General features: G+C 49.4%; 17 protein-coding genes and 1 pseudogene. 2 read left to right on the forward strand and 16 right to left on the reverse strand.

Going from position 1 to position 21,907, the window contains the following annotated elements:
• Window positions 1-133: 133 nt before the first annotated feature.
• Together rpsB and tsf are read left to right on the forward strand one after the other, a co-directional pair.
• The gene (gene rpsB / locus BN2106_RS09545) at window positions 134-874 is read left to right on the forward strand and encodes a 30S ribosomal protein S2 (protein WP_050698309.1); all 741 of its coding nucleotides are present in this window, start codon (window positions 134-136) and stop codon (window positions 872-874) included.
• 88 nt (window positions 875-962) lie between these two features.
• Window positions 963-1,880 (forward strand): translation elongation factor Ts, encoded by a 918-nt coding sequence (gene tsf, locus BN2106_RS09550; RefSeq protein ID WP_050698310.1) that lies wholly within the window; start codon window positions 963-965, stop codon window positions 1,878-1,880.
• 160 nt (window positions 1,881-2,040) lie between these two features.
• Here tsf and BN2106_RS09555 read toward each other — a convergent pair whose 3' ends face one another.
• The 16 genes and pseudogenes from BN2106_RS09555 to BN2106_RS09625 all read right to left on the reverse strand — a co-directional run bounded on the left by BN2106_RS09555 (window position 2,041) and on the right by BN2106_RS09625 (window position 21,869).
• Window positions 2,041-2,571, reverse strand: coding sequence for a GNAT family N-acetyltransferase (locus BN2106_RS09555; protein ID WP_050698311.1), 531 nt, complete (start codon window positions 2,569-2,571; stop codon window positions 2,041-2,043).
• A gap of 307 nt (window positions 2,572-2,878) precedes the next feature.
• A complete protein-coding gene (locus BN2106_RS09560) occupies window positions 2,879-3,328 on the reverse strand; it encodes an RrF2 family transcriptional regulator (protein ID WP_195891817.1) in 450 nt (149 codons plus the stop codon).
• Window positions 3,329-3,366: 38 nt separating this feature from the next.
• Window positions 3,367-3,960: a sortase gene (locus BN2106_RS09565; protein ID WP_050698313.1), complete on the reverse strand. Its 594-nt coding sequence runs from the start codon at window positions 3,958-3,960 to the stop codon at window positions 3,367-3,369.
• A gap of 2 nt (window positions 3,961-3,962) precedes the next feature.
• Window positions 3,963-4,286, reverse strand: coding sequence for a hypothetical protein (locus BN2106_RS09570; RefSeq protein ID WP_050698314.1), 324 nt, complete (start codon window positions 4,284-4,286; stop codon window positions 3,963-3,965).
• Window positions 4,287-4,288: 2 nt separating this feature from the next.
• Window positions 4,289-5,338: a Cna B-type domain-containing protein gene (locus BN2106_RS09575; protein ID WP_050698315.1), complete on the reverse strand. Its 1,050-nt coding sequence runs from the start codon at window positions 5,336-5,338 to the stop codon at window positions 4,289-4,291.
• Between the two features lie 2 nt (window positions 5,339-5,340).
• Window positions 5,341-6,189 (reverse strand): class C sortase, encoded by an 849-nt coding sequence (locus BN2106_RS09580; protein ID WP_050698316.1) that lies wholly within the window; start codon window positions 6,187-6,189, stop codon window positions 5,341-5,343.
• A 276-nt stretch (window positions 6,190-6,465) separates the two neighbouring features.
• Entirely contained in the window at window positions 6,466-8,310 is a 1,845-nt protein-coding gene (locus BN2106_RS16480; protein WP_050698317.1) for a SpaA isopeptide-forming pilin-related protein, read from the reverse strand.
• An 84-nt stretch (window positions 8,311-8,394) separates the two neighbouring features.
• On the reverse strand, window positions 8,395-14,325 hold the full coding sequence (locus tag BN2106_RS09590) for a DUF7604 domain-containing protein (protein ID WP_207641712.1): 5,931 nt from the start codon (window positions 14,323-14,325) through the stop codon (window positions 8,395-8,397).
• Between the two features lie 24 nt (window positions 14,326-14,349).
• Complete coding sequence (gene lepB, locus BN2106_RS09595; protein WP_050698319.1) at window positions 14,350-14,931, reverse strand: signal peptidase I; 582 nt, start codon at window positions 14,929-14,931, stop codon at window positions 14,350-14,352.
• A complete protein-coding gene (locus tag BN2106_RS09600) occupies window positions 14,861-15,460 on the reverse strand; it encodes a hypothetical protein (protein ID WP_050698320.1) in 600 nt (199 codons plus the stop codon). The genes lepB and BN2106_RS09600 overlap by 71 nt, the downstream gene beginning before the upstream one ends.
• 323 nt (window positions 15,461-15,783) lie before the next feature.
• Window positions 15,784-18,405, reverse strand: coding sequence for a diguanylate cyclase domain-containing protein (locus tag BN2106_RS09605; protein WP_195891818.1), 2,622 nt, complete (start codon window positions 18,403-18,405; stop codon window positions 15,784-15,786).
• A 132-nt stretch (window positions 18,406-18,537) separates the two neighbouring features.
• A pseudogene (locus BN2106_RS16950) lies at window positions 18,538-19,095 on the reverse strand (PAS domain-containing protein); the annotation flags it as partial.
• Between the two features lie 392 nt (window positions 19,096-19,487).
• Complete coding sequence (locus tag BN2106_RS09610) at window positions 19,488-20,552, reverse strand: type IV pilus twitching motility protein PilT (protein ID WP_050698322.1); 1,065 nt, start codon at window positions 20,550-20,552, stop codon at window positions 19,488-19,490.
• A 15-nt stretch (window positions 20,553-20,567) separates the two neighbouring features.
• A complete protein-coding gene (locus tag BN2106_RS09615) occupies window positions 20,568-20,969 on the reverse strand; it encodes a hypothetical protein (RefSeq protein ID WP_154666473.1) in 402 nt (133 codons plus the stop codon).
• Window positions 20,959-21,420 carry a hypothetical protein gene (locus tag BN2106_RS09620; protein WP_050698324.1) on the reverse strand — a complete coding sequence of 154 codons (462 nt, stop codon included), beginning with the start codon at window positions 21,418-21,420 and terminating at the stop codon, window positions 20,959-20,961. Before BN2106_RS09620 ends, BN2106_RS09615 begins: the two co-directional genes overlap by 11 nt.
• Window positions 21,417-21,869 (reverse strand): DUF4860 domain-containing protein, encoded by a 453-nt coding sequence (locus BN2106_RS09625; protein ID WP_195891819.1) that lies wholly within the window; start codon window positions 21,867-21,869, stop codon window positions 21,417-21,419. The genes BN2106_RS09620 and BN2106_RS09625 overlap by 4 nt, the downstream gene beginning before the upstream one ends.
• Between the last annotated feature and the right edge of the window lie 38 nt (window positions 21,870-21,907).

A 21,907-nucleotide genomic window follows, 5' to 3' on the forward strand; every position in this document is an offset into this window, starting at 1 on the left:
CAATTATCGTCGCATTATGCTATAATAATGCGCGCAAAACACACGCCGATGCTGGACGAACCGGTGCTCTTTTAAAAAGAGTTCTGCGTCCTAAATCAAAGCGCGGCGGAGGAAAAACCAAGGAGGATTTATCATGGCAGTTGTATCTATGAAACAACTTTTGGAGGCCGGCGTACATTTCGGCCACCAGACCAGAAGATGGAACCCGAAGATGGCTCCGTACATCTTCACCGAACGCAACGGCATCTACATCATCGACCTGCAGAAGACCGTCAAGAAACTGGAAGAGGCTTACAACTTCGTACGCGACATCGCGGCGGAAGGCAAGTCCGTTCTGTTTGTCGGCACCAAGAAGCAGGCGCAGGATTCCGTCAGAGATGAAGCGGAACGCGCAGGCGCTTATTTTGTCAACGCAAGATGGCTGGGCGGCATGCTCACCAACTTCCGCACCATCCGCCGCAGAATTGACCGTCTGAATCAGCTCAAGGCTATGGAAGCGGACGGCACATTTGATCTGCTCCCGAAGAAGGAAGTTACCAAGCTCCAGCTCGAGATTGAAAAGCTGGAAAAATTCATGGGCGGCATCAAGGACATGAAGCAGATCCCCGGCGCTCTGTTCATCGTCGATCCCCGCAAAGAGAGAATCGCTGTTGCGGAAGCCAAGAAACTCGGTATTCCGATCGTTGCGATTGTTGACACCAACTGCGATCCGGATGAAATCGATTATGTTATTCCGGGCAATGACGACGCGATCCGCGCTGTCAAACTGATTTCTGCCACCGTGGCGAACGCGATCATCGAAGGCAGAGAAGGCCAGATGGGCGCAGCCGAGGCGGAAGCAAAAGAGAACGAAACGGAAGAGGTTGCGGGCTAATTTCCAACCCTTTCAAATAAATAGAATTGATAAAAGCGCCGGAGGGACTTGTTCCCCCCGGTGCGTTTAAAAAATGGAGGTAATTAAAATGGCTGCTTTTACAGCAAAAGACGTTGCAGCGCTTCGTGAGAAGACCGGCTGCGGAATGATGGATTGCAAAAAGGCGTTGGCAGAGGCCGACGGCAACATGGACGCCGCAATCGACTACCTGAGAGAAAAAGGCCTTGCCGCGGCAACCAAGAAGGCTGGCCGCATTGCAGCAGAAGGCGTTGCATTTGCCTGCACCAACGATAGCAATAACGTGGGTGTTGCGATCGAAGTCAACGCAGAGACGGACTTCGTCGCCAAGAATGCGGATTTCCAGGCTTTTGTAAAGACCTGTGCAGACACCGTTATGGCAAACAATCCGGCAGATGTAGACGCGCTTCTCGCCAGCACCGCTGTTGGCACTGAGATGACCGTTGACGCTCTGCTGAAGGAAAAGATTCTCACCATTGGCGAGAACATCAAAATCCGCCGTTTCCAGCGCTACGAAGGCACTGTCGTTTCCTATATTCATGGCGGCGGCAGAATCGGCGTTCTGGTAAAGTTTGAGACCGCTCCGGAGGTTGCCGCGAAAGAGGGCTTCCAGGAGTATGCCAAGAATATCGCGATGCAGATTGCCGCGATCGCTCCCGCTTATCTGGACGAGTCTTCCGTGCCGGCAGACGTTGTTGAGCATGAGAAGAAGATTCTCACCGAGCAGGTTATTGAGTCCGGCAAACCGGCAAACATTGCGGAGAAGATCGTTGTTGGCAGAATGGGCAAATTCTTCAAGGAAGTTTGCCTCGTCGATCAGGCGTATGTCAAGGACAGCGACCTGTCTGTGAAACAGTACACTGAAAATGTGGCGAAAGAGCTCGGCGGCGAAATTAAGATTGTTGCGTTTGTGCGCTTTGAGAAAGGCGAAGGCCTGGAGAAGCGTGAAGACAACTTTGCTGATGAAGTTGCCAACATGATTAAATAATCAAAACTTAACAGAAAGCGCTGGAATGTAAGCAATGAGACATTTCAGCGCTTTTTTCTTTTTTAGCGAAAGTCCGCCTTACATGGCAATATACATTTAGAGGACCTGCGTACCATTGTACCCTGCTGTGGCCATCGAGACAAACTGCACGTTATTTACGTTATTTAACTGTATATCTATAACTTCTTCCTGTTGTAAGGATATCTCCACCATTACATTTGTACGGTACATCTTTTTCATAACGGAACCCAAGTTTTTGAATTATGTGCTCAGAAGCTGAATTTTCTATTGCATGAATCGCAATACACTCCTTGATTTTCAAAACTTCTTTTGCATACTGCATCACTCTGTTCATAGCTTCTGAAGCATAGCCCTTTCCCCAGAAACTTTTTCCGAGATTATAAGAAATGTCCCAGTTTTTTTCTTCTTCATTAAAGTAAATCAGACAAGTTCCTATCATTTCAGACGTCGCCTTCAAAAGGATTATCCATCTATTCCATTTTTCGTTTTCTACATTGTCCAGCTCAAATTCAACAAATTCTTTTGTATCACTTATATCATTGCTCGCTTTCCAATACATGTACCTTGATACATCTTCATCCTGCATCCAGCAATCAAAAATTTCATCCATATCGTCTGCATGAATTTCTCTTAAAATTAATCTTTCTGTTACCAGCTTAGGTATAGTCATGTTTTTTCTCCATTTATGCTGATTTGTCAATTATGCCTTTTCTATACTTTAATTAGAAATCATGAATCTGTCAAGAAATTTCGTTTGTTTTATGCCGTTCTCAGTCTTTAGAAAGACGGGTAGAAATTAAGCAGGTTGCACGGCGCTTGTCAACCTGTATATAGCAGGCAACGCTAACATCTTTTTCCCATATCTTAAAAGTGGATTTACTCCCAGCAATCCAAAACAAGCTTCATACCATATAAAAACCCGCTAAATCCAATTAAAAACGGATTTAGCGGGTACTTTTTTATAACATTCTCTCTTTTCACTGCGCCCGGCTCTCCTGCAACAGTCCAGAACAGGGATTGCCCCCGGCACAACGCAGAATTTCCGCAATGCTGGCGATTTTTAAAATCGCTTCCAACTGATGCTGAAGCGCCCGATAGACGCCGTCCACAAGCCGGTATTCCGGCATAACTGTCATAGAAACACAGCTATCCACGTCAACATGGACAATTTGCATCGTGGTTTCGGTGATTTCCGCAATGTCCCAAAGCGTAACCTTGTCAGGAGCCTTTGCAAGATAAAAGCCGCCATTGACGCCGCGCGTAGACGCAACGATACCCGCACCACGCAACTCATTTACAATACTAAAGACATATTGCTTTGGAATCCCTACCGCTTTCGATAAATCCTGCGCAGAAGTGACTCCCCTGTGCCCGGCAAGATAGATGACGATGCGGATTGCGTAATCCGTTTTTGCATTCAGCTGCACGATCTGCAAGCCTCCTTTCTACCCATTTGCTGTTAAAATCAGCCTCTGACCAAACGCTCACAGCGTACCGTAATGCGTTTTTGGCCATCAAAATTACAAGTAAACAAGGTTAAATCCCAATCTCCAGACTGCATTTCCTCTGTGTCATACGCGTCTAATGAGGTAATCTCCATCACTGCGTAATAATAGATCTGACCCGTCACATCTGTAAAAACGACTTCGTCTCCCCTTTGCAGGGCAGATAGGCTTCCAAAGTGTTTTTTGTAATTATGTCCCGCCAAAATCATGGAATCGTTCAAAAAAGAACCGCTGTAGCGGCAGGGCGACGCTTTTAACTGCGCATCGCTGCATTCCTTTTGAATAGGAAGCTCCAGTGAAAGAGACGGAATCTCAATGACTCCGATATATTCCTGTCCCTCCAAACAAACTGTTTGCATCGTCTTAACGTCTGCTTGAGACGTCTCTGTAACCGCGACCGGGGCAATGACACGCTCTTCCAGTACATTGGAAATCTGCCTCGCGTATGCCTCGCCACGCTGCTCTTCGTACAGATTTGACATCGCCAATCCAAGGGCGCCTACGATCAAGAGCACTCCGGCAATCATGAGCACTGCACTTCGTTTCCTTTTCATCCTCATCTCTCCCGTCCTTTAAACGAGCAGAACCAGCCGGTACCAAACAGTGTCAATCCCATGACAGTGATGACAGGGATGGGCCACCAGGACCCTTCCCTCCACGGCTCTTTATCCTTCGGCACCGGAGAATCAGGGATATTCACTGTATCTCCGGACGCAGTTTTATTTGGAATCTCTTCCATATACGTACTGACGGTCTCCAGCGCCGTGGTTTCCCCTGTATTTGCCAGCCCATTATAGGAACTCTTCATTGCCAGGCTAAGCGCACTCACAATCAGCAAAGCACCAACGATCATAAATAAAACGCCGTGTTTCTTTTTCATTCTCACCTCTCCTGTCCTTTAAAGGAGCAGAACCAACCTATACTGAACAGCATTAGTCCCACAATGGTCAAAACAGGCACCGGCCACCAAAGCAATCCGGTCTGCGGCAGTTTGCCCGTTGGCACCGGATCATCTGGAATATCCTCCGCCATCGTGGGCTCCGTCTCATCCGGCTTTTCGCCGCCTGGCGGCGGTTCATCCGAGATATTTTCCATATATGTGTTGGTAATTTTCAGGACGGTAGCGTTCTCCGTATATGTTACCCAATAGGGGTCCGGAACATTGCGTTCCACAACCGTCCAGTCGTATTGGCTGCTCAAATCACGCCAAGTGTAACGCCAATAATTCTCCTCGTTTAGAATGACCGTTCTATGAACACTTCCATCCTGAAGCAGCGAAACTTCTACTTTCTGTGGACGCTGTTCCTGATGGCCTTCATCATCCCACACTTTTAAAACAGTGATCTCCTCTGTATCGGGCTTTGGCCTCTCCCCTCCCCCGTTCGGCTGGGACTCCATTGTACATTTTGGTTCAACCCGCACAGTATACTGCCAGGTATCGTTCTCCAGGCCGGGCAGACATACCAGAAACGGCGCACAGCGGTAAGTCTTTTTTCCTATGGTTTTACTTTCCGCTGTTACAAGGTAGAGTCCTACGTTTAGTGTGCCAAAGGAGAGCTGCCCGGAACTGTCTGTGCTCCTCACAGCAAGCGGATTGATACGGTCTGCCGCGGCATAAACGGCAAGCGTGTTTCCCGCGGCATTCCACCCATCGGCATCCAGATGATTCAAATTGACCTTATAGTCCTGAAAGTCTCCGCTTAAGGTAAAGCGCGCGCTTTCCGATACGTCCGCCACGCGGTACAGCCGAAAACGAGCTTCGGCAATCGCTGTATTATTATAACGAAAATGAAGCGATAAGGTGGTTTCCCGTTCCAGGTCAATTCGGCCAGCCGCGAAAGCAACGGGGATCAGCATACTGAAAACCAAGGTAAACATCAGAAAAAAAGCAAAGAGCTGTTTAAATAACAAATGCACTCGATTGCTTCTCATGGTTAACCACCTCCCTTTTGATCGTTTTGATCGTCTTTTTTTACTTTTTTCCTTTTCCCGGAGCTAAACAATAACCATCCCAGTAAAACAAGAAGGATGGGAGCTGCCACAACCGGCGCGACCAACAGGGGATCAACCTGTACTGCATCCGCTGAAACACGCAATACAGAAGCGCCCTTTGTCCTCACGCCCCGCACCAGCAGACGATGTGTGTTGACCGCATAGGGGGTACAGGTAACCAGCGTCACGTGGTCTTCCCCGGGAACAACCGCCAGCCTGGAGACGTCCTCCGGCTCTACAATTGATATCTGGTCCACCTCATAGGTCAGTACCTCATTCATGACAGCAATTGTGAAAGTATCTCCTAGTTCCAAACGGTCCAGGTCCGTAAAAAGTTTGGCGGTCGGAAGCCCTCTGTGCCCGGTAATAACTGCATGGGTGCCTTCTCCGCCGATTGGCAGGGACGACCCTTCCAAATGACCGGCACTGTGCTGTAAAATCCGTTCAGATGTACCATGATAGATCGGCAGCGAAACACCGAGCTTTTTGATTTCGACATATCCCATCATGCCATCACCGGTAACATTGAGCTGCGAAAGATAGTTGTCGTCGACCGGCTCCCCGTTCAAGAACTTTCCAACCCCAGACGTATGGTTATACGATTGGGCCGATTCCAAGATTGCATCATATTCATCCTCTGTCATCGTGTTAAGCGCTTTATCGTAACTGGCAATTGCATGTGTCGCGCTGAACTGATTGATATAATTGCTGACAGTCGGATAGGACAGCACGCCCAGCCCGATCAAAAAAATGACGAGCAGCAATATTGTAGACCATTTTTTCTTTTTCATCCGAATCTTCCCATATCATTTCAAAAAATTGCCTGCACATACATACGGCGGCAGGGAGAACGCAGGGATAAAACAAATGTTTCCCGGCGCTCTCCCTGCCGCCGGACATCTTCTGCGCAATTCTGCAAAGAACATGCCGGCGGTCGTTTCTAATGGGGTAAATCATTTACCATGATTTTTATACAGAATAAATTTTTGCAAATGTATTTTTTACGTCTTACCGGGGCAGCTGAAAGGACCTTCCCTCCCAACACAACTTTTGAAATATTGGATGCTTTACGCCTGCTCGCTGCCTCTCATGCGGCGCTTTGTGATCATCAGGACAACTGCGCCGAGCATCAGGCAGCCGCCGATTACATAGAACAAAGTGGTACCGACGCCGCCGGTGCTGGGCAGGTTCATTCCGGTGCTGTTGGCAATGCCAGCTTTATAGTAACCGGAGCCGGGCGTGCCTGCCTCTACCTTGACTACATCCTCTACCGTGGTGCTTTCCGCCTCTACATAAGCCGGGGCAAAGCCTTCGGGTCTTGGATCATTTTCAAAAGCGGTCATAACTTCACCATTGCTGTTCATCCAAACCGGCACGCCGTTGATCTTGGCCTGTTCGCCTTTAACCTCTGTTGTATAGGTATAATGTGTAACGGTTTGGTGCTCTGTGGTTGTATAAGGAATGTTGTTCGCATCAATTGTGATTGTAACCGGCTCATTCATCAAATTATATCCGGTCGGAGCCACCGTTTCTTTTAGATAATAGGTGCCTTTTTCCAAACCTGCATATTTTGCTGCACCATTCGCATCGGTAATCAGCGTCACCTTATTGCCTTCACTGTCCTTAACCGGCTTTGTGCAGGCCTTGTCTGTATAGATTTCAAACTGTGCTCCGGCAAGCTTTTCGCCTTCGTTTTTCTCTTCAAACTTGTCGATGACCAGTGCATAGGTGTATACAATTTCCTTGTCCTCGTCTTTGCCGTAGCCGGGTTTGTCGCCGGGACGGTCTTCGCCGGGTTTCCAGCCATTCCCGTCAAACGGAGAGTTGCTGTAGATCAGATCCACATCATTGGGGTTGCCAAGACCGGTGCCGATCGCCGCTTCAGAAGTGATCACTGCCTTATATTCGACTGTTACAAAATCATACTTTGCAATTTCATCATAGGCAAAATCCACATAGAAAGTACCGCCGTTCCCGGCAACGCCCGCGACGTCTGCCGTATAGGCCGCACCATCCAGAACAACTGCATTGTCGGGATTGGTTGTATGGCCTTTGACAACAATGGAATCAGCAGTAAACTTCAGGCCATTGCTCAATGTATCGCCCGCATAGAAGGTCTTGTTGGTAGCGCCTGCCGGATAGGTGGGGACCGCGATAGTCAGCTTGTAGGAAACGGTATCGCCGATGCTGGCGGTCTGCTGATGTTTGTCGTGCTTGTCGCCTTCCTGCTTGCCAGTGGTGATCGCTTCGTCGGTCACCGTGCCTTCTGTGATTTCCTTGCCAACGCTGGGAGTAGAGGTCTTCATTTTCACAGAATATTCTTGATAAATCTGGTATACATCTTTTCCATTCACATTTTTGACCTCGGGCTCTATTTCTGCCGTAACGGTCTGATAAATCTTTGCACCGGTGGAAGCACCGTCGCCCAGGATGATGTATTGGCCCATAGGCATCGTTTCAAAAGTCGCAACACCCTGATCGTCTGCAACAGCTGTATTGGTAGCGTTCGGCTTAGGATCCTGCGCTTTAATGTAAGCGGAGAACGCACCCAAAAGCGGCTTAATTTCATCTTCACTCATGTCGCAGTACTTCTCAGCGGTCAGGCCCGCCCAAGTCGTCCCCTGCTCACTCTTCAGGAAACTCTGGAATACCTCGCTGAACGTATAGCCCAGTGTATTGTTGACGTCGTTATAGGTGATGGATACCACCTGATAAGCCAGAAGATTATCGCCGCCGTTGGCAGCTTCGTTCGTGGGATCCGCCACACCCACGACAATGGTAGCCGTGGAAGCAGGTGTAATCGTCTTGAGGGCGCCCTTACCCTCACTGGTCGCCATAGCCGGGACACACAGGGAAATCACCATAATCAGTGCCAGTGCCAATGCGGAAAGGTGTCTAAAATGCTTTTTCATAATAATTCCTCTCTTTCTTTTACTTGTTGCTCTTCATAAAATTAAACGTTCTTGTTTCATACGACATGATTCTGTGTGGAGGATTTACATGTTCCTCCTTTCACCAAACCGTTTCATCAAATATATGGCGCTTGCCGCTGTGATCAGCAGCAGTCCCAAAGCGGTATACAGGGCCGTACCTGCACCGCCCGTCTTGGGCAAATTGTAACCATCCGTGTTCATAATCTGGATGCCTGGTATGCCGTCTTCCACCGGGAGAATCGCCTGCGCCATGGATTGCGCCGCACCGTTGCCCTGGACATCCACTCCATCCGGTTTGAGGAGGAAGTGAACAGGCTTGTTTAAAAGCTGGTAACCCGTCGGCGCTTTGGTCTCAACCAGGTAAAACTCCCCCGGCGCAAGGCTGCGTACCGTAATCACCCCATCTTGGTCTGTTATCAGCGGGGTTTCATTTACTTTGATCCCATATGTATTGTCCGCACCGGGAATCGGCCCGGCGCTTGCACTCCCTTGATTTGCCGCACGGTAAAGATCAAACGCCGCGCCGGGCAGCAGTTTCCCCTGATCCATCAAATCGGTCTTCCGGATCATCAGGCTGCATCCCACGACCTGTATCACCGGATGATCGTAAGGCTCCTTGTAGCTCTCTCCATCTGCTACATACTTCACTTCAGCAGATTGGTTGGAATGGAACCCCGGTTTTTTTGAGCTGGTTTCATTGTCATAGCGGCTGTTGCTATAATCGGTATATGCATCGCCCCTCATATCGCCGTACCCATCCAATCCATTTTTCAGGTTATCCGCGTATTCGTTGTAAGCCGTTTGGGTGGTCTTAACGTTAAAGGACAGCGTGTAGGTACAGTCGTTTTGCAGCTCATAGTTTGGGTCAAATACAACCTGCACTGTGCCTGTGGTGGTATCCGCCGTTCCCGGCGTGGGGGTATACGTCACGGTTTGAACCACAGAGATTTTTGTACCATCATCCTGCGTCACCCGATTGCCGGGTAGCGCCGCCCCTATGGTTCCCTGCGTTCCCGGACCGGTTCCCCGCCAGAGGGGCACCACCGTACCGTCGGCCTTTCGCATCGTAACCAACACATCCGGCTGTTCGCCGTACCAGTTTACATATTGGCTCAGGCGGTCTGTAATCGCAGCGTAGCTCACTGGCTTACCGTACATGATACTGTGGAAGGCGTCTTCTATCGCCCCTGTATCATTGGCCACAAAATAATGTTCACTGCTGGTCGCAATCTGTTTTAGGGTTCCTTCCATTAAAGGACTCTGCGTATCCTTTGTACTGCCCACGCCCAAAGAATAGAAAACTGCATCGTCATGCTTTTTACGTAAGGATTCTGCATAGTTAACCGTCGGCTGCTTAGCGTAATTGCCTGAGCTGCTCGTACCAGTTCCAAACCGTCCCTGAAAATAACCGCTGTCAAAAGCACCGGGCATATTATAATTTCCAGGTGTAAAATAAATCCTGTTTGAACCGCTGGGCTGATAATTCAGTCTGCCATAATAATCTTTCTCGTCAGAGACCCCGTCTGTATCTGGACTGAGGTAATAATAGGTCGGAAATCCATCACTGATAAAAATCACGTAACGGTGTACATCCGGACGTTTGCTTTCAGATTCATCCAGCAGATTTCCTGCTTTGCGCAACGCCTGCATGATATTTGTACCGCTTCCTGAACTATTGCTGACGCCCTGCTCTTTAAGAATATCTTTGAGCAAAGGTTTCAGATCATTGCTCTCCAACGTTTGATAATCTTTGCTCCATCCAGTTTTACACCAGGCATCTTCCGTGCCGGAGCTATACAGCTCGTTTGAGGTTGCCCCGTTTTCAGTTGTCAGCCCCTTCCACGAACCGGAGTATCCCACGACGCTGACGTTATTCCGTGGGTCGCTGTCCAAGACCTTTCCCGCGAGCCATTTCGCATTATCCACAACTACTTTAGCGCGGGTATTGCCGCCCATATCTCTGGTCTGCATACTGTTGGAATTGTCCAGCACCAACACAACGTCTGCCGGTGAACCGATCATTCCTGCCTTTACATTTAAATATAGACGATAGAGGTCCGTGAGATTTGCTGTGCCGTCATCCAGCGTGGTATCCGGGTTGTTTTGGCCGTCCCGCAGGGCATCAATGGTTTTATTGTGCTCCAGGCCCATCTTATCCGGGATGATCGCCTCTTTTGTATTCGTGATGGTATAGTCCACATTGAGGACTTCTTTTTCCTGCTGTTCATAAAACGTAAAGGTGCAGCCATTTTTCGCAGCAGTCGTCGTATTCGCTGAATTACTGTTTGGGATACTGTTCATGTAATATTTTGAATTTCCATTCAATGCATAAAGACGACCATAAGAATCGCTGGAAAAAACGCTGCTAATTGTGCTTGAACTGTTTTGTGTCGCAGCATAGATATAATAGTACCCATAGTATTTATACAGCGCTAAGTCCCTGTGACTGTCTACGTTAGTCAGCTTAAATCCGCTTCCTTTGGCAGCCGCCGTCCACTCCGCGCGTACTCCCAACTGATCATTCACTGTGTAGGTAGTTAAATTGGAACTGCTGCCTGAGTAACCTAACGCTTTTCCGTTGGAGTTGAATACCAGCCGGTAGGTTCCACCGTTCGTAAAACCAGATACTTCCTGCCAGACTGCCGCATGCTCCATTTCCTCTGTCCGGTTGATCACCGCTTCATAGCCTTCCACCGCTTCTTCTTCCACCGTATAGGAAATCTGTTCGCCGTTTTTGTCCAGCGGAAGGTTATTCCAGGTGTATTTCCATGCATTGCGGCTGTTCAGTGTGACTGGCGGCTCTATACGCACCCCGTTTTTTACCAGCCAGACCTTGAGGTTTTCCGGGTGATTTCCGTTATTTCCGACCCATTCCTTGGCGACGGATACATTAGCCGTTTGCCCACCCTTTCGATTTATGATGGGAAATGTGTCGTTCTCCGGTGGGACTTCCCCATTCAGGGTTAGGCCGCTTTCGGTAACCTGCACTTTCCAAGGCTCGGCGGGCAATATAAAGCCATCCGCCGTTTTGGATTCAAACAGCAGGTACTTACCCAGTTGCAGATTGCTGAAAACAACTCTACCCGATGCATCAGAGGTTTGGGACTGCATCGGAACCGAACTTGGCTTTTCCCAACTCTCGTCAGCCGCATATAGCTCAAAAGCCACGCCGCGCAAGGCATTCCCACTGGAATCTGTTGTTTCCAGGATCAGCTCTTTTGTAATTCCTCTGTAAGTGTTCGTTATAACGGTTCGCGCCTGGCTGTTCACACGGACCGAATGCTGATGAATTTCCTGGGTGCTCCGAATCGCTTTATTCGCCAGGATGGAACCTCCAAGGGTCGCGTTCTGATTGACTGTCCCCTTTGGAACCAGGATAACGCCAGCCGCCGCGTCCTGCATACTGACCGTACCATTGTAGCAATCTCCGTTATTGACCACATTCCAGATCATGCGGCAATACTCTGGTTTCCATCCCTCCGCATTGTTACTGTTGGGTCCTACTTCGGGAAGAACAACACTGCCTCCCCTTACCGCTGAACAATCCAGATTGACCACCAGATACTGTTCTTCTCCCAATGGAATGCCGCTGTTCAGGTTCTGGTCGCTTTCTCCGATGCTGTTCGCGATCAGTTGCTTTGTAATGACTCCATCTGCGGGAACTTTTACGTTCAGGAAACGCACCCCCGGCGTTGCCAGGTCAGCACGGTCATAATCGGTCGTACAGGAAGCCAATTCTCTGGAAAGCGCTTCCAGCCGCTTAAAGTTTGCCTCCCAATCCATGTTGGTAGGCTTGCTGATTGTCTCCACATTTTGTACGGTGAGCTTATCTCCTTTGGAGGTCGTGATTATCCTGTCTTCTATGGCATTTTCTTCACCCACATACAGGGCACCGCCGCCGTCTATATTCATTTGGCCGCTGGTTCCAATGGTAAAGCTGTCTATATAGCTGGTTTTGTTGTCGTAACCCGCACCACCGTTCAAACCGCCGTTTAAATTCAGCGCATCGTAAGAAACGGTAAAACCGTCTCCCTGTCCTTGCTGAATTCGACTACCGCTTTCATCCAGCTCAAAGACCCGGTAATCCCCGGGGGATAAGCTCACAGACTCAGAATCGGCGCCGATAATATCGAAGGTCTGTACCGGTTTGGCATTCTCCGAAGCGTCCGCTTCATATACGCCAAAGGAATACGTTGTATGATCCGGCGCGGTTCCCTCTATCTGATTTGTAACAACGAGCGTCAATTTTTCGGAATCAGCCTGCCCGCCGTTTCTGGCAGTACCGATCACAAACCCTTCGTTTAACGTCAGGTTCTTTACCGCAATTACGCCCTCCATACGCCCCTGAGCTTCCATCTCGTTGGCAAATACAGCAAACTGACCGGTAACACCAAACTGGTCCAGAAGGTGCTCCACCGTAATCGAATGGCTTCCCGCCTCTACCAACACCACACTGTAAATGGAGAAGTGGTCCGTGCTCATTACAACCGACCCGTCTTCCCGCATCCAGGTTTCCATATCGGTGGCACTTTTCGCTTCCTCGTCTACATGGTACACCTTTGCGCGCGTACTTCCCGTCTCTGTCTCTATTAAATCCGAAAAGGTAACCGTTACCGGTTTGAGCGGTTCTACTTCCTCATCATCCAGAAGTAGCTTGATGTCAAATAAGCGCCGCTCAATCGGCTGCATTTCGTCCGCTTCCACCGCCCTGTCCAGAGCATCTAAGGCTTCCGGCGCCGGTGCATTAGGCCCTTCCTCCTGCAACGGCAATTCTTCCACTTTCAGAACGAGATCGCCTGCCGGGAACGCGTCCTCCGTGCCGGTCATGGCCACAGTCACGCCGCTGTCCGTCACCGCTGTGAGCGTCCGCTCTTCCAGTGTCTCTTTCCAGGTCAGTTCCAATGCGGCGGTACTTCTCGCCGCTGTGTGCAGTGCTTTCTCATAATTGTCTGCCATTGCACAATAGAACTGCAGGAACTGATCCTCTCCATCCCGGGCCACGAATTCTAATCGGTCCGGGTCACTGTCCTCCAGAGTCGTATTAGAGGAAAGGTTCTTCTCTTCTGCGAAATTCTCTGTACCGGCTTCATCCGCCGATGCCTCGGAACTGACGGAAGAGGAACGTTCCTCTTCCAATGTACCATCTTCTTTCAAATCAGAAGATGCAGTTTCTTCAGCAGAAACAGTTTCTTTGTCCAATTCCACTTCGGAAGACGTTTCCTCCTGCTCCTGTGCGGATGCAAATTCATCTACATGGTCTTCATCTTTCTGTTTCCCGTTTACCTCAGGCTCTTCTACCAGGACATCCTCAGACATTTCATCATCCAGTGCATATGCAGGCTGGAATATGTTTGCAAAGAGGCCTTCCTGGGAATCTTCGTTCTCTTCTGTTTGCTCCGGCTGCAATTCCTCCTGCGGAGAACGATCGGCCTCCTGCGCAGCCGCGCTGCTTTCCTCTGAAGATGATTCGGCGGGCGCCTCCGGCGTTTCTTCCAGCGGCATATCGCCTTCCTCCGCATTGTTTGGTTCCGTCCAACTATCAGATTCACACATAAGAGTAAATGCCGTTGTTTGTCCGGGCTCCAAAACAAACCAGTAGTTGACTTCTCCCTCTGCCTGCCAATCGCGGTTCAAAACCAGTGCGCTTCCATCTTCCGCTTCTATCTCGCAGGTTTCCTGCTCGTCAAATTCGTATTCTTGGGACAAGCCGCCGCCGTTGCTCAACGTACGCAGTACAAACACAAACGGTTCTTTCCCTTCCGGAGCTTCCGCCGTCATGTGGGTTTCCAGCGTTTCTCCCAATGTAGCTACTGTCTGCACCGCTTCTATCTGTGGCTGCGCTTTTGCCATACTGATCGCGGGCAAACTCAGTGCACCGTAAACAGAAGCAGCAATCATCACACAGGCCAGTGAAAGCGCAGCGTACGCACGCCTCTTTTTCTTATGCTTTTTCAGGTAGCTTCCCACTTGATCCATCAATTTATTGCGCAACACTTTCACCTTCTCCACTCTTTTAACTTAGTTAATCGCCCCTATCCGGTCAAACGGCCAGAAGCGGAACCACACCTTTCCGACCACAAACTCATCGGAAATACAACCGATTGCCGACGACCGGCTGTCGACCGAAGTCGACCGGTGGTCTCCCATAACAAAAATCCGATTATCCGGAACCTGGTAGGGAAATTCGATGTCGCACTCCCCCAGGCTTTTTTCAAAAAGATACGGTTCATCCAGCTCGTCTCCATTGACCAAAACCGTACCGTCCTCACGGATCACAATCTGGTCGCCCTGCAGGGCAATGACCCGTTTGAGTAATATTTTATTATTATAATAGAACGCCACCACCTCGCCGCGGTGAAACTCTCCCATTTTAGTCGCCAGAACCAACTCTCCGTTTTCCAGAGTCGGCTCCATGCTGCTGCCGTAAACCTGAAGAATTGGTAAGAAGATCGTTGCAATCAGCACAGCCACAGCTGCAACCGTTATCAGAATGTATAAAGTCCCGCGCATGGTGCGCGAATAGTCTCTTTTACGGCTCCTTCGCTGCAGTTCCTTGTTCAACTGGTCCAACGTTGGCCGTTCCAGCTTCTGCTTTGTCATATTCAATATCCTTTTCTATTGCTTGATTCGTCTTCTGCTGCAAAAATGTTAAATCCGGTGCTGGAATAACGACTTGAATGCCTGACGCAGACAGTATCGCTTTCAGTCCCGCATGGCTTTGGTAAAAGTCCTCCAATCGGGCTTGCAGCTCTTCCCAGTATGCATTCGCTTTCTTTTGGGACTCCTCTTCCAGCATACGGCAACGTGCTTCCAAATCTTTAAGGCGCAGTTCCATTTGCAGCGCAGCGTCTGCTTCCTGCTTTTCCATTTGCTCCTTGACGGCGTTTTCACGTTCCTGTACATTAAACAGATATTGATCCGCAGCCGCCTGCGCGGCCTGAAAGACTTCGTTTAACTTAAGTGCGGCTTCCGCCAGCGAGCCACATTCTTCAACTGCTATCTTTCTCGCAAACAATTGCGCTTGTAAATCGGCAATTTGTGTCTGCGTCTGTGCAAGCTCCGCTTCCTGGTCGCGTATAATGGTCAACAGCTCTGTTTTACTCAGGCTTCTGATTTCTTTTTCCGTCATATGACAACCTTCTTATTCTATCGGATTTCTTCTAATTATGAAGATAGCAGGTCTGATCATTTAAAAGAGCCATTCTATACTGTTTTGGACAAGTATAGTATTTTACCGGTAAAAAACGGCTTTTGAGCCGCTTGTTTTACATGAGGCACGGTTTTCTTGTGTGAAATTTTCTGTTTTAAGTATACATAGCGTGCATTCCAAAGACGTTCCTTCGGCGTTCCAATTCCGTGCCAAATCAGAAAAACAACTATAAAAAAATCTGGTTAAAAATGACTATTTTTTGTCATTTTTAACCAGATTATATCTTGTAGCTTTATTTTATCTCAATTTTGCGCTGCTTCAAGGGCAGCAAGCGTCGTTTCTCCCCAACTGTAATTGTTCATGTAGCTTCCACGGAAAAGTCCCCGCCCAGTATCAGCCCCCTCCAAATAGAGGTAGTAATCGCAGGTAAAGTGAGAAATATCCACACATCGCCCGTCGTTTCGGGACAGCAGAATGTCCCCGATCCCCGCCTTGTCCAAACTTTGTTTCAACCGCAAGGCTACCTTACGGTACCGGCTGAGGGTAGTTTTATTCAAAGGTTCATCTTCCCAGAGCAAGCTTACCGCCTCGCTGGAGGATAGAATGCCACCCCGCCGGTCCACCAGGATTGCCAGCAGCTCCTTCGCCTTTGCAGAACTGAACGAAAGCGGTTCGTTATCGACAAACAAATCAAAATATCCAAAAGTCCGGACAAAAACCCGCTTTGCTTCCTTCGGCTCTTCTTCGGTCGCCAGATGCTCCTCACTTGGCGCATTGGTTTCGCGCTCCACATGAATAAAGCCGTCGCCGCCATTATTTTTCGCCGCACACAGCCCCTTGTCCGCGAGTGCATAGAGCTCGTCGAATGTCCTGCCATCCTGTGGGAACAAAGCCACACCAATACTGACCGTCACACCTATTTTTTCTGCGTACCGGTTCCGGACCGCTTTACAGATGGAATCCGCCCGGCGCATGACCAGGGATGCGTCCGGAATATTGGTCAGATAAATCAGGAAATTGTCCCCCTCCAGCCGGGCGAGCAAATCATAAGAGCGAAGCATCGCGCCCATTACCTGGCTGAGGTTCGTCAAAAGCCGGTCTCCCTCCAAACGCCCATGAACATCGTTAACGGCTTTAAAATGGTCAAGGTTCAGCATCAAAAACGCATGATACATTTCTGTATTTTCATTGATCCGATTTACCTGGTCGCAAAACGCATAGCGATTTAACAGGCCGGTTAAAAAATCCCGTTCAGCCCGCCGCCGGAGTGAAAGCAGCTGCCGTTTCTCCGCGTCAATATTGGTAATATGGAATACACCGCGCACATCCGCGGAATAAGGATCCTGAAACATCCGGACGTTTTCCCGGACCCATACCTCCCGTCCGTCCAATATCGCCAAAAATTCCAGTTCTTCCCCCTTTTTGCCGTCCGCATACGCCTGAAGCAAGCGGAACCGATTGTTAAACTTTCGATATTCCGCTTCCGACTGAGGGGAAATACACCGCTCCACAGTGCGCTGAACCACTCCATCCAACGTTCCGTCACTTTTACCGCAAATGGAACGCATAAGCAGCCCCTTTTCCTGGTCGCAGCGGTCTCTCGTGAGATTAAATACATAATAACTATACTGATCGGATGCAAAACCTTCAAAATACTGCAAAAACTGGCAATTAGCCAAGTCCAGCGCATAGCGGTCATTTATGTCCTCATAAGAAATTATAGCATAAGACGGCTGACCGCCGGCATCCTTTACCAAGGTAAAGTCCACCTGATACCAAGAAAATTTGTTCATGGCATCTTTTCTGCAAACCCGCGCGCTGCCGGCAGCATCTCCCTGCAGGATCGACTGGTAGAGCGCTATGTATGCTTCCTGGCTTTCTTTTGCCACCTGTTCCAAATGCAGGTCGTGCTCATCCCGGATACGTATTGCCGTCATCAGCCCAAATCGTTCTGCCGTTTGGTCATCCAGATATGCCATGCGCTCGACCAGGTCAAATTTGAAGATGGTCCGCCCACTGTGAGTGGCAATGATCCGCAGCAACTCCTGTTCCTGGCACAGCCGGTCCAGCTTTTTTTCTTTCTCATGGCGGTCGGTAATATCTTCCAACGTTCCAACCGCAGAAACCGCTGTTTTATCCTCGGCATAAATCGTTGTGTAACGCACCGAAAACCACCGGTAACTTCCATCCTTAACCTTCCATTGCAGCACAGTCTCCCCGTTGGGCCGCCCCTTCTGAAGCTCCGTATGAAAAGCCTGATAGCGCTCTGCACTTTCCGGAGTCAGTCTTCCCAGAGAGAGAATGCTCTGCGGCACATCTTCTATTACATTCGGCATACCCAAACGCTCTGCAGACCGCCCTGCTATCTCCAGACGCTTCGCTGCAAGATCATACCGGCACAATATTTTATCGCTCTGGTCAATCGCCAACCAAAATTCTTCCTCTTTGGCTCTTAAACGCATCTCATCTTCCTTGCGCTTTGTGATGTCCAACAAAATGCTGAAGTAAATTAATGTTCCGTCATAGTATCGGTCCAGCTTCGTGTGGTCGCTGACCCACAGGTAAGTCCCATCCTTTTTGCGCACGCGATACTCCAGCTCATATTCCGGCACGGGAAGGTGAACAGACATGCCCAGACTGTGTATGCGTACTCCATCTTCCGGCGCCAACAGATTTTGATAGCCGGAGCGGAGAAGCGCCTGAAATTCATTTGTGCTGTACCCCAACAGCAAGGGAATATTGGACGAGATCAGCAACGGCTCCAGCGTTTCCGCATGGCGGATCAGAATGCCGCCGACATCATAGCGGCTGAATACCTCCCGAAAATAGGCCAGACGCTTTTTTTCCAACTCAGCGGCTACAATCTGTTCGTTATCGTTTAAAATCAGATACCATTCTTGTTCGTCTTCTGAAGCCGGGGACATATGTACAGCAAGAGAACCAATCCGATTGTTTTTTCCACGGAATATCCAGTAGAAATCTTTCTCTCGCAGCTGAATTGTTTTTGAAAATTCCTCCGGATACACGGACAAACGGTTTAAATCATTTTCACATGAGTTATAAAATTCCTCTTCCACGTAGCCAACCATTCGGAAAAAAGCGGGATTTGCGCTGCAAATGCGTACCTGGCCCTGCCGTTCCAGACAAATCCGTGCCACTCCCAAGGGAAACATGTTGAACGGACGATCCAATTTTTGTATATTGTGGCAAACAGCCTCTCCTTCTTCATCAGCAGGCAATTCTTTGTACAGCGGCAATTTTGTGACATCTTCCACTATGCCAAAAAAAATCACTTGCTCCGCGGAGCGTTCCAAAATCATTGCGGAAATTGATAAGCAACGGGTGATTCCATCAAAACAAACCGCATTTCCCGCATATTGAAACTCACTTCTTCTTGAGGTGGAACGCAGCAGACTTACACGCAATTGATTTCGCTTTGTATCCGTAAGGCCCTTCCATACCGGTTCCAAACCTTGGTATTCATGTCCCAGCAGTTCCCGATAGCGCTTATTTGCCTTTATTAAAACCAAGCTCCCATCCTGCTGTAAACAGCATACGCATGCCATCCCAGGTATTTCCTCCAAAGAAAATCTTTCCCAACGGATTGCATTCATCTCATTCACAAAATCTCCCCCAGACGTTCATTTAGCCGCAGACTTTTTTCTAAACTGTCTTTGTTAACAATCGGAAACCCTTTCGGCCTGTTTTCCGACTTTGGCTTTTTGCATAGTTAACCATAGAAATTCAGACTTTTGATTCCTTTAAAAAGTCTGAAAATGTTCTAATTTTTTTCATTATTAACCCGTATTATACAACATAATTTACTTTTTATTTCTGATACTGGAAAAATCCCTGATAAAGTTCGTTTAAATATTTTCGAAAATTGTTCTTCACTTATTCATACTTAAACCATTTTATACCATTCATGTACCATTTTAAAATCCTTCAGCATATAAAAAAGCGGCTTATTGTTTACCAATAAGCCGCCTTCCGCCATTTTTGCCGCCTATTTTCCAGACGCGATCCGGCGCTGCATCTGCTCTGTTCCATTGGCATGCTCCAGAGCAGTGTCTGCATGAATCACGCCCTGCTGCCAAAGTCGAAATATGGATTGATCCATGCTCACCATGCCCTGGCTTCCGGACGTTTGTATGACGTTGTCAATTTGATAGCTCTTATTTTCCCGAATCATGTTCCGGATGGCCGCATTGTTATGCATAATTTCAAACGCAGGCCGCAGACCTCCGTCCTTATCCGGTATCAGCTGCTGAGAAATTGCCGTGTGCAGCACCATACTCAGCTGTACGCGCACCTGATCCTGTTGATCAGACGAAAAGCTGTCGATAATGCGGTCAATCGTGTTTACCGCGCCTTTTGTATGCAGGGTTGCAATGACCAGATGCCCTGTCTCCGCCGCCGTCATGGCGGTGCGGATGGTTTCATAATCCCGCATTTCTCCCAATAGAATTACGTCCGGCGCCTGCCGCAGGCAGGCCCGCAGTGCGGAGAGATAATCCGCCGTATCAATGGCAATTTCCCGCTGGCTGACAATACTCCGGCAATCCCGGTGTAAAAACTCAATGGGGTCTTCCAGGGTGATGATATGGGCGGCACGCGTGTGATTGATGCGGTCAATGACGCAGGCCTGCGTAGTCGATTTACCGCTGCCCGCCGTACCGGAGATCAAGACCAATCCGTGCGTTAAATTCGCCACAGACATGACCTCATCGGAAATGCCCAACTTTTTATAATCCGGGATATCAAACGCCACCACCCGGATCACCGCCGCGAGAGATCCTCTCTGGCGGAAGGCGCTGACACGAAAGCGGGCCAATCCAGGTTGGGCAAAGGAAAAGTCGTCGTCTCCCTGCAATAAGTAGTCCTCTATATTTCTGTTTGCCATTGTATATATTTCACGGATCAAAGATTCGGTCTTCTGCGGCAGAAGGCGTTCCTGCTCCATTGGAAGAATCTTTCCATCAATTTTATAGCTTATGAATCCCCCGGCTACAATAAAAAGGTCTGAAGCCCCATCCGTTACCCCACGCTGTAAATATTCCAACAATGCCATACGGTTGTTTCCTCCTTATTCGCCTTCCCAGACAGACAGACTTTCATCCGGCGTCCAGTCGGCTGTGGATACCTCCTGCCAACGGAGGACCGTCCAGGTATCCGTTTCTTTTTGCAGAGTCACCTGCAACTCCTGTGTATCGGATACCTGACAGGTATAGCGGTAACAGTTCCCCTCCCGGGTCACGCCCTCTGGACTTTCGCCCGCCCGCAGATGGGCAAAAATCTCCTCCGCTTCCGCATCGGCCGCATAGTACTCCGCTACCGCCTGCACGGAAGCGTCCGACAGGCGCGTATCCGCCTGCACGGTGGATAAAACCAGCAGGGCAAATGTCGTCAGGCACAATACCGCGAAGATGACCAATAAAGAACTTCCCCCTGCGACAAAAGGCGGCGCAGTACGCCGTTTACGATGCATGCGCGCTCACCTCCTGCCAGGCCGCCGTCAACTGGAACAGGATTTCCTGGGTACCGTTCTCCCCTGCACCGGCAACCACCTGCACGTTGGCTTTACAAAAGCCCTCTAAACCGGTAGGCTCTGCAACCACCCGCAGGCAATAGCGGAATGGCATTCCGCTGGGCACTTCCCGCCATTCCGGGTCATAGAATACCTGCCAATCCCCCTGAAGGACCTGCCCGCCCATGCGCTCCGCAGCCGCAAGCTGCGCTTGCTCCGCACTGTCTCCCGTGGACTTCATGATCTCTGCGGCAGTCTGCGCCATTTGGACCGCCTGATCCCGTTCCTCATTGTAGATGGACTGACGGCTGGCATACATAAACGTCTGTACACAAAGCGCCGCCGCCAAGGCAAACGCAAGCAGCATCAGTACCTGTTCCATCAGAACCAATGTCACGCGGCTCCGGTTCACGACGCCACCTCCCTTCCGCTGCGCAGGGAGAGAACCAACGTCTCCGTCCCTGTTTCAACGGTCAGAATGTTTTCTTCTTGATGAAATTCCAATGTGGAAGTTTGCAGTACCTCGGTCCCATCCTGGGGGGCAAATGTTCCATTCGTTTCCGCAAACAGTTCCCTGACCGCGCCGTCATACCAGTAAATGCGGGTATCATAGGTTGTACCCTCAATCTCCTGTCGCAAATACAGCGTGGATATGCCGTCGTTATGGTTCGGTTCCGAAAAACCTCCGACAAAAACCGCGCCCTCCCGGTCGCCGTGGCGCACTTTGGCCGCGATATACTGCGCGCAGATACGCCGGTTGTAACTGTCGGAGCCCCGCTCCGCCACCCTGCGATAACTGTTTGCACCGGCAAAAAGCACCAGCAGCAGGGTCGCGGCAAACACGGTAAAAAGAAGCAGCACAACCAAACTTTCTATATGACCCTGTCTTCTTTGATTCC

Source organism: Anaeromassilibacillus senegalensis, assembly GCF_001261775.1.
In the GTDB taxonomy this organism is placed as follows: Bacteria; Bacillota; Clostridia; order Oscillospirales; family Acutalibacteraceae; genus Anaeromassilibacillus; species Anaeromassilibacillus senegalensis.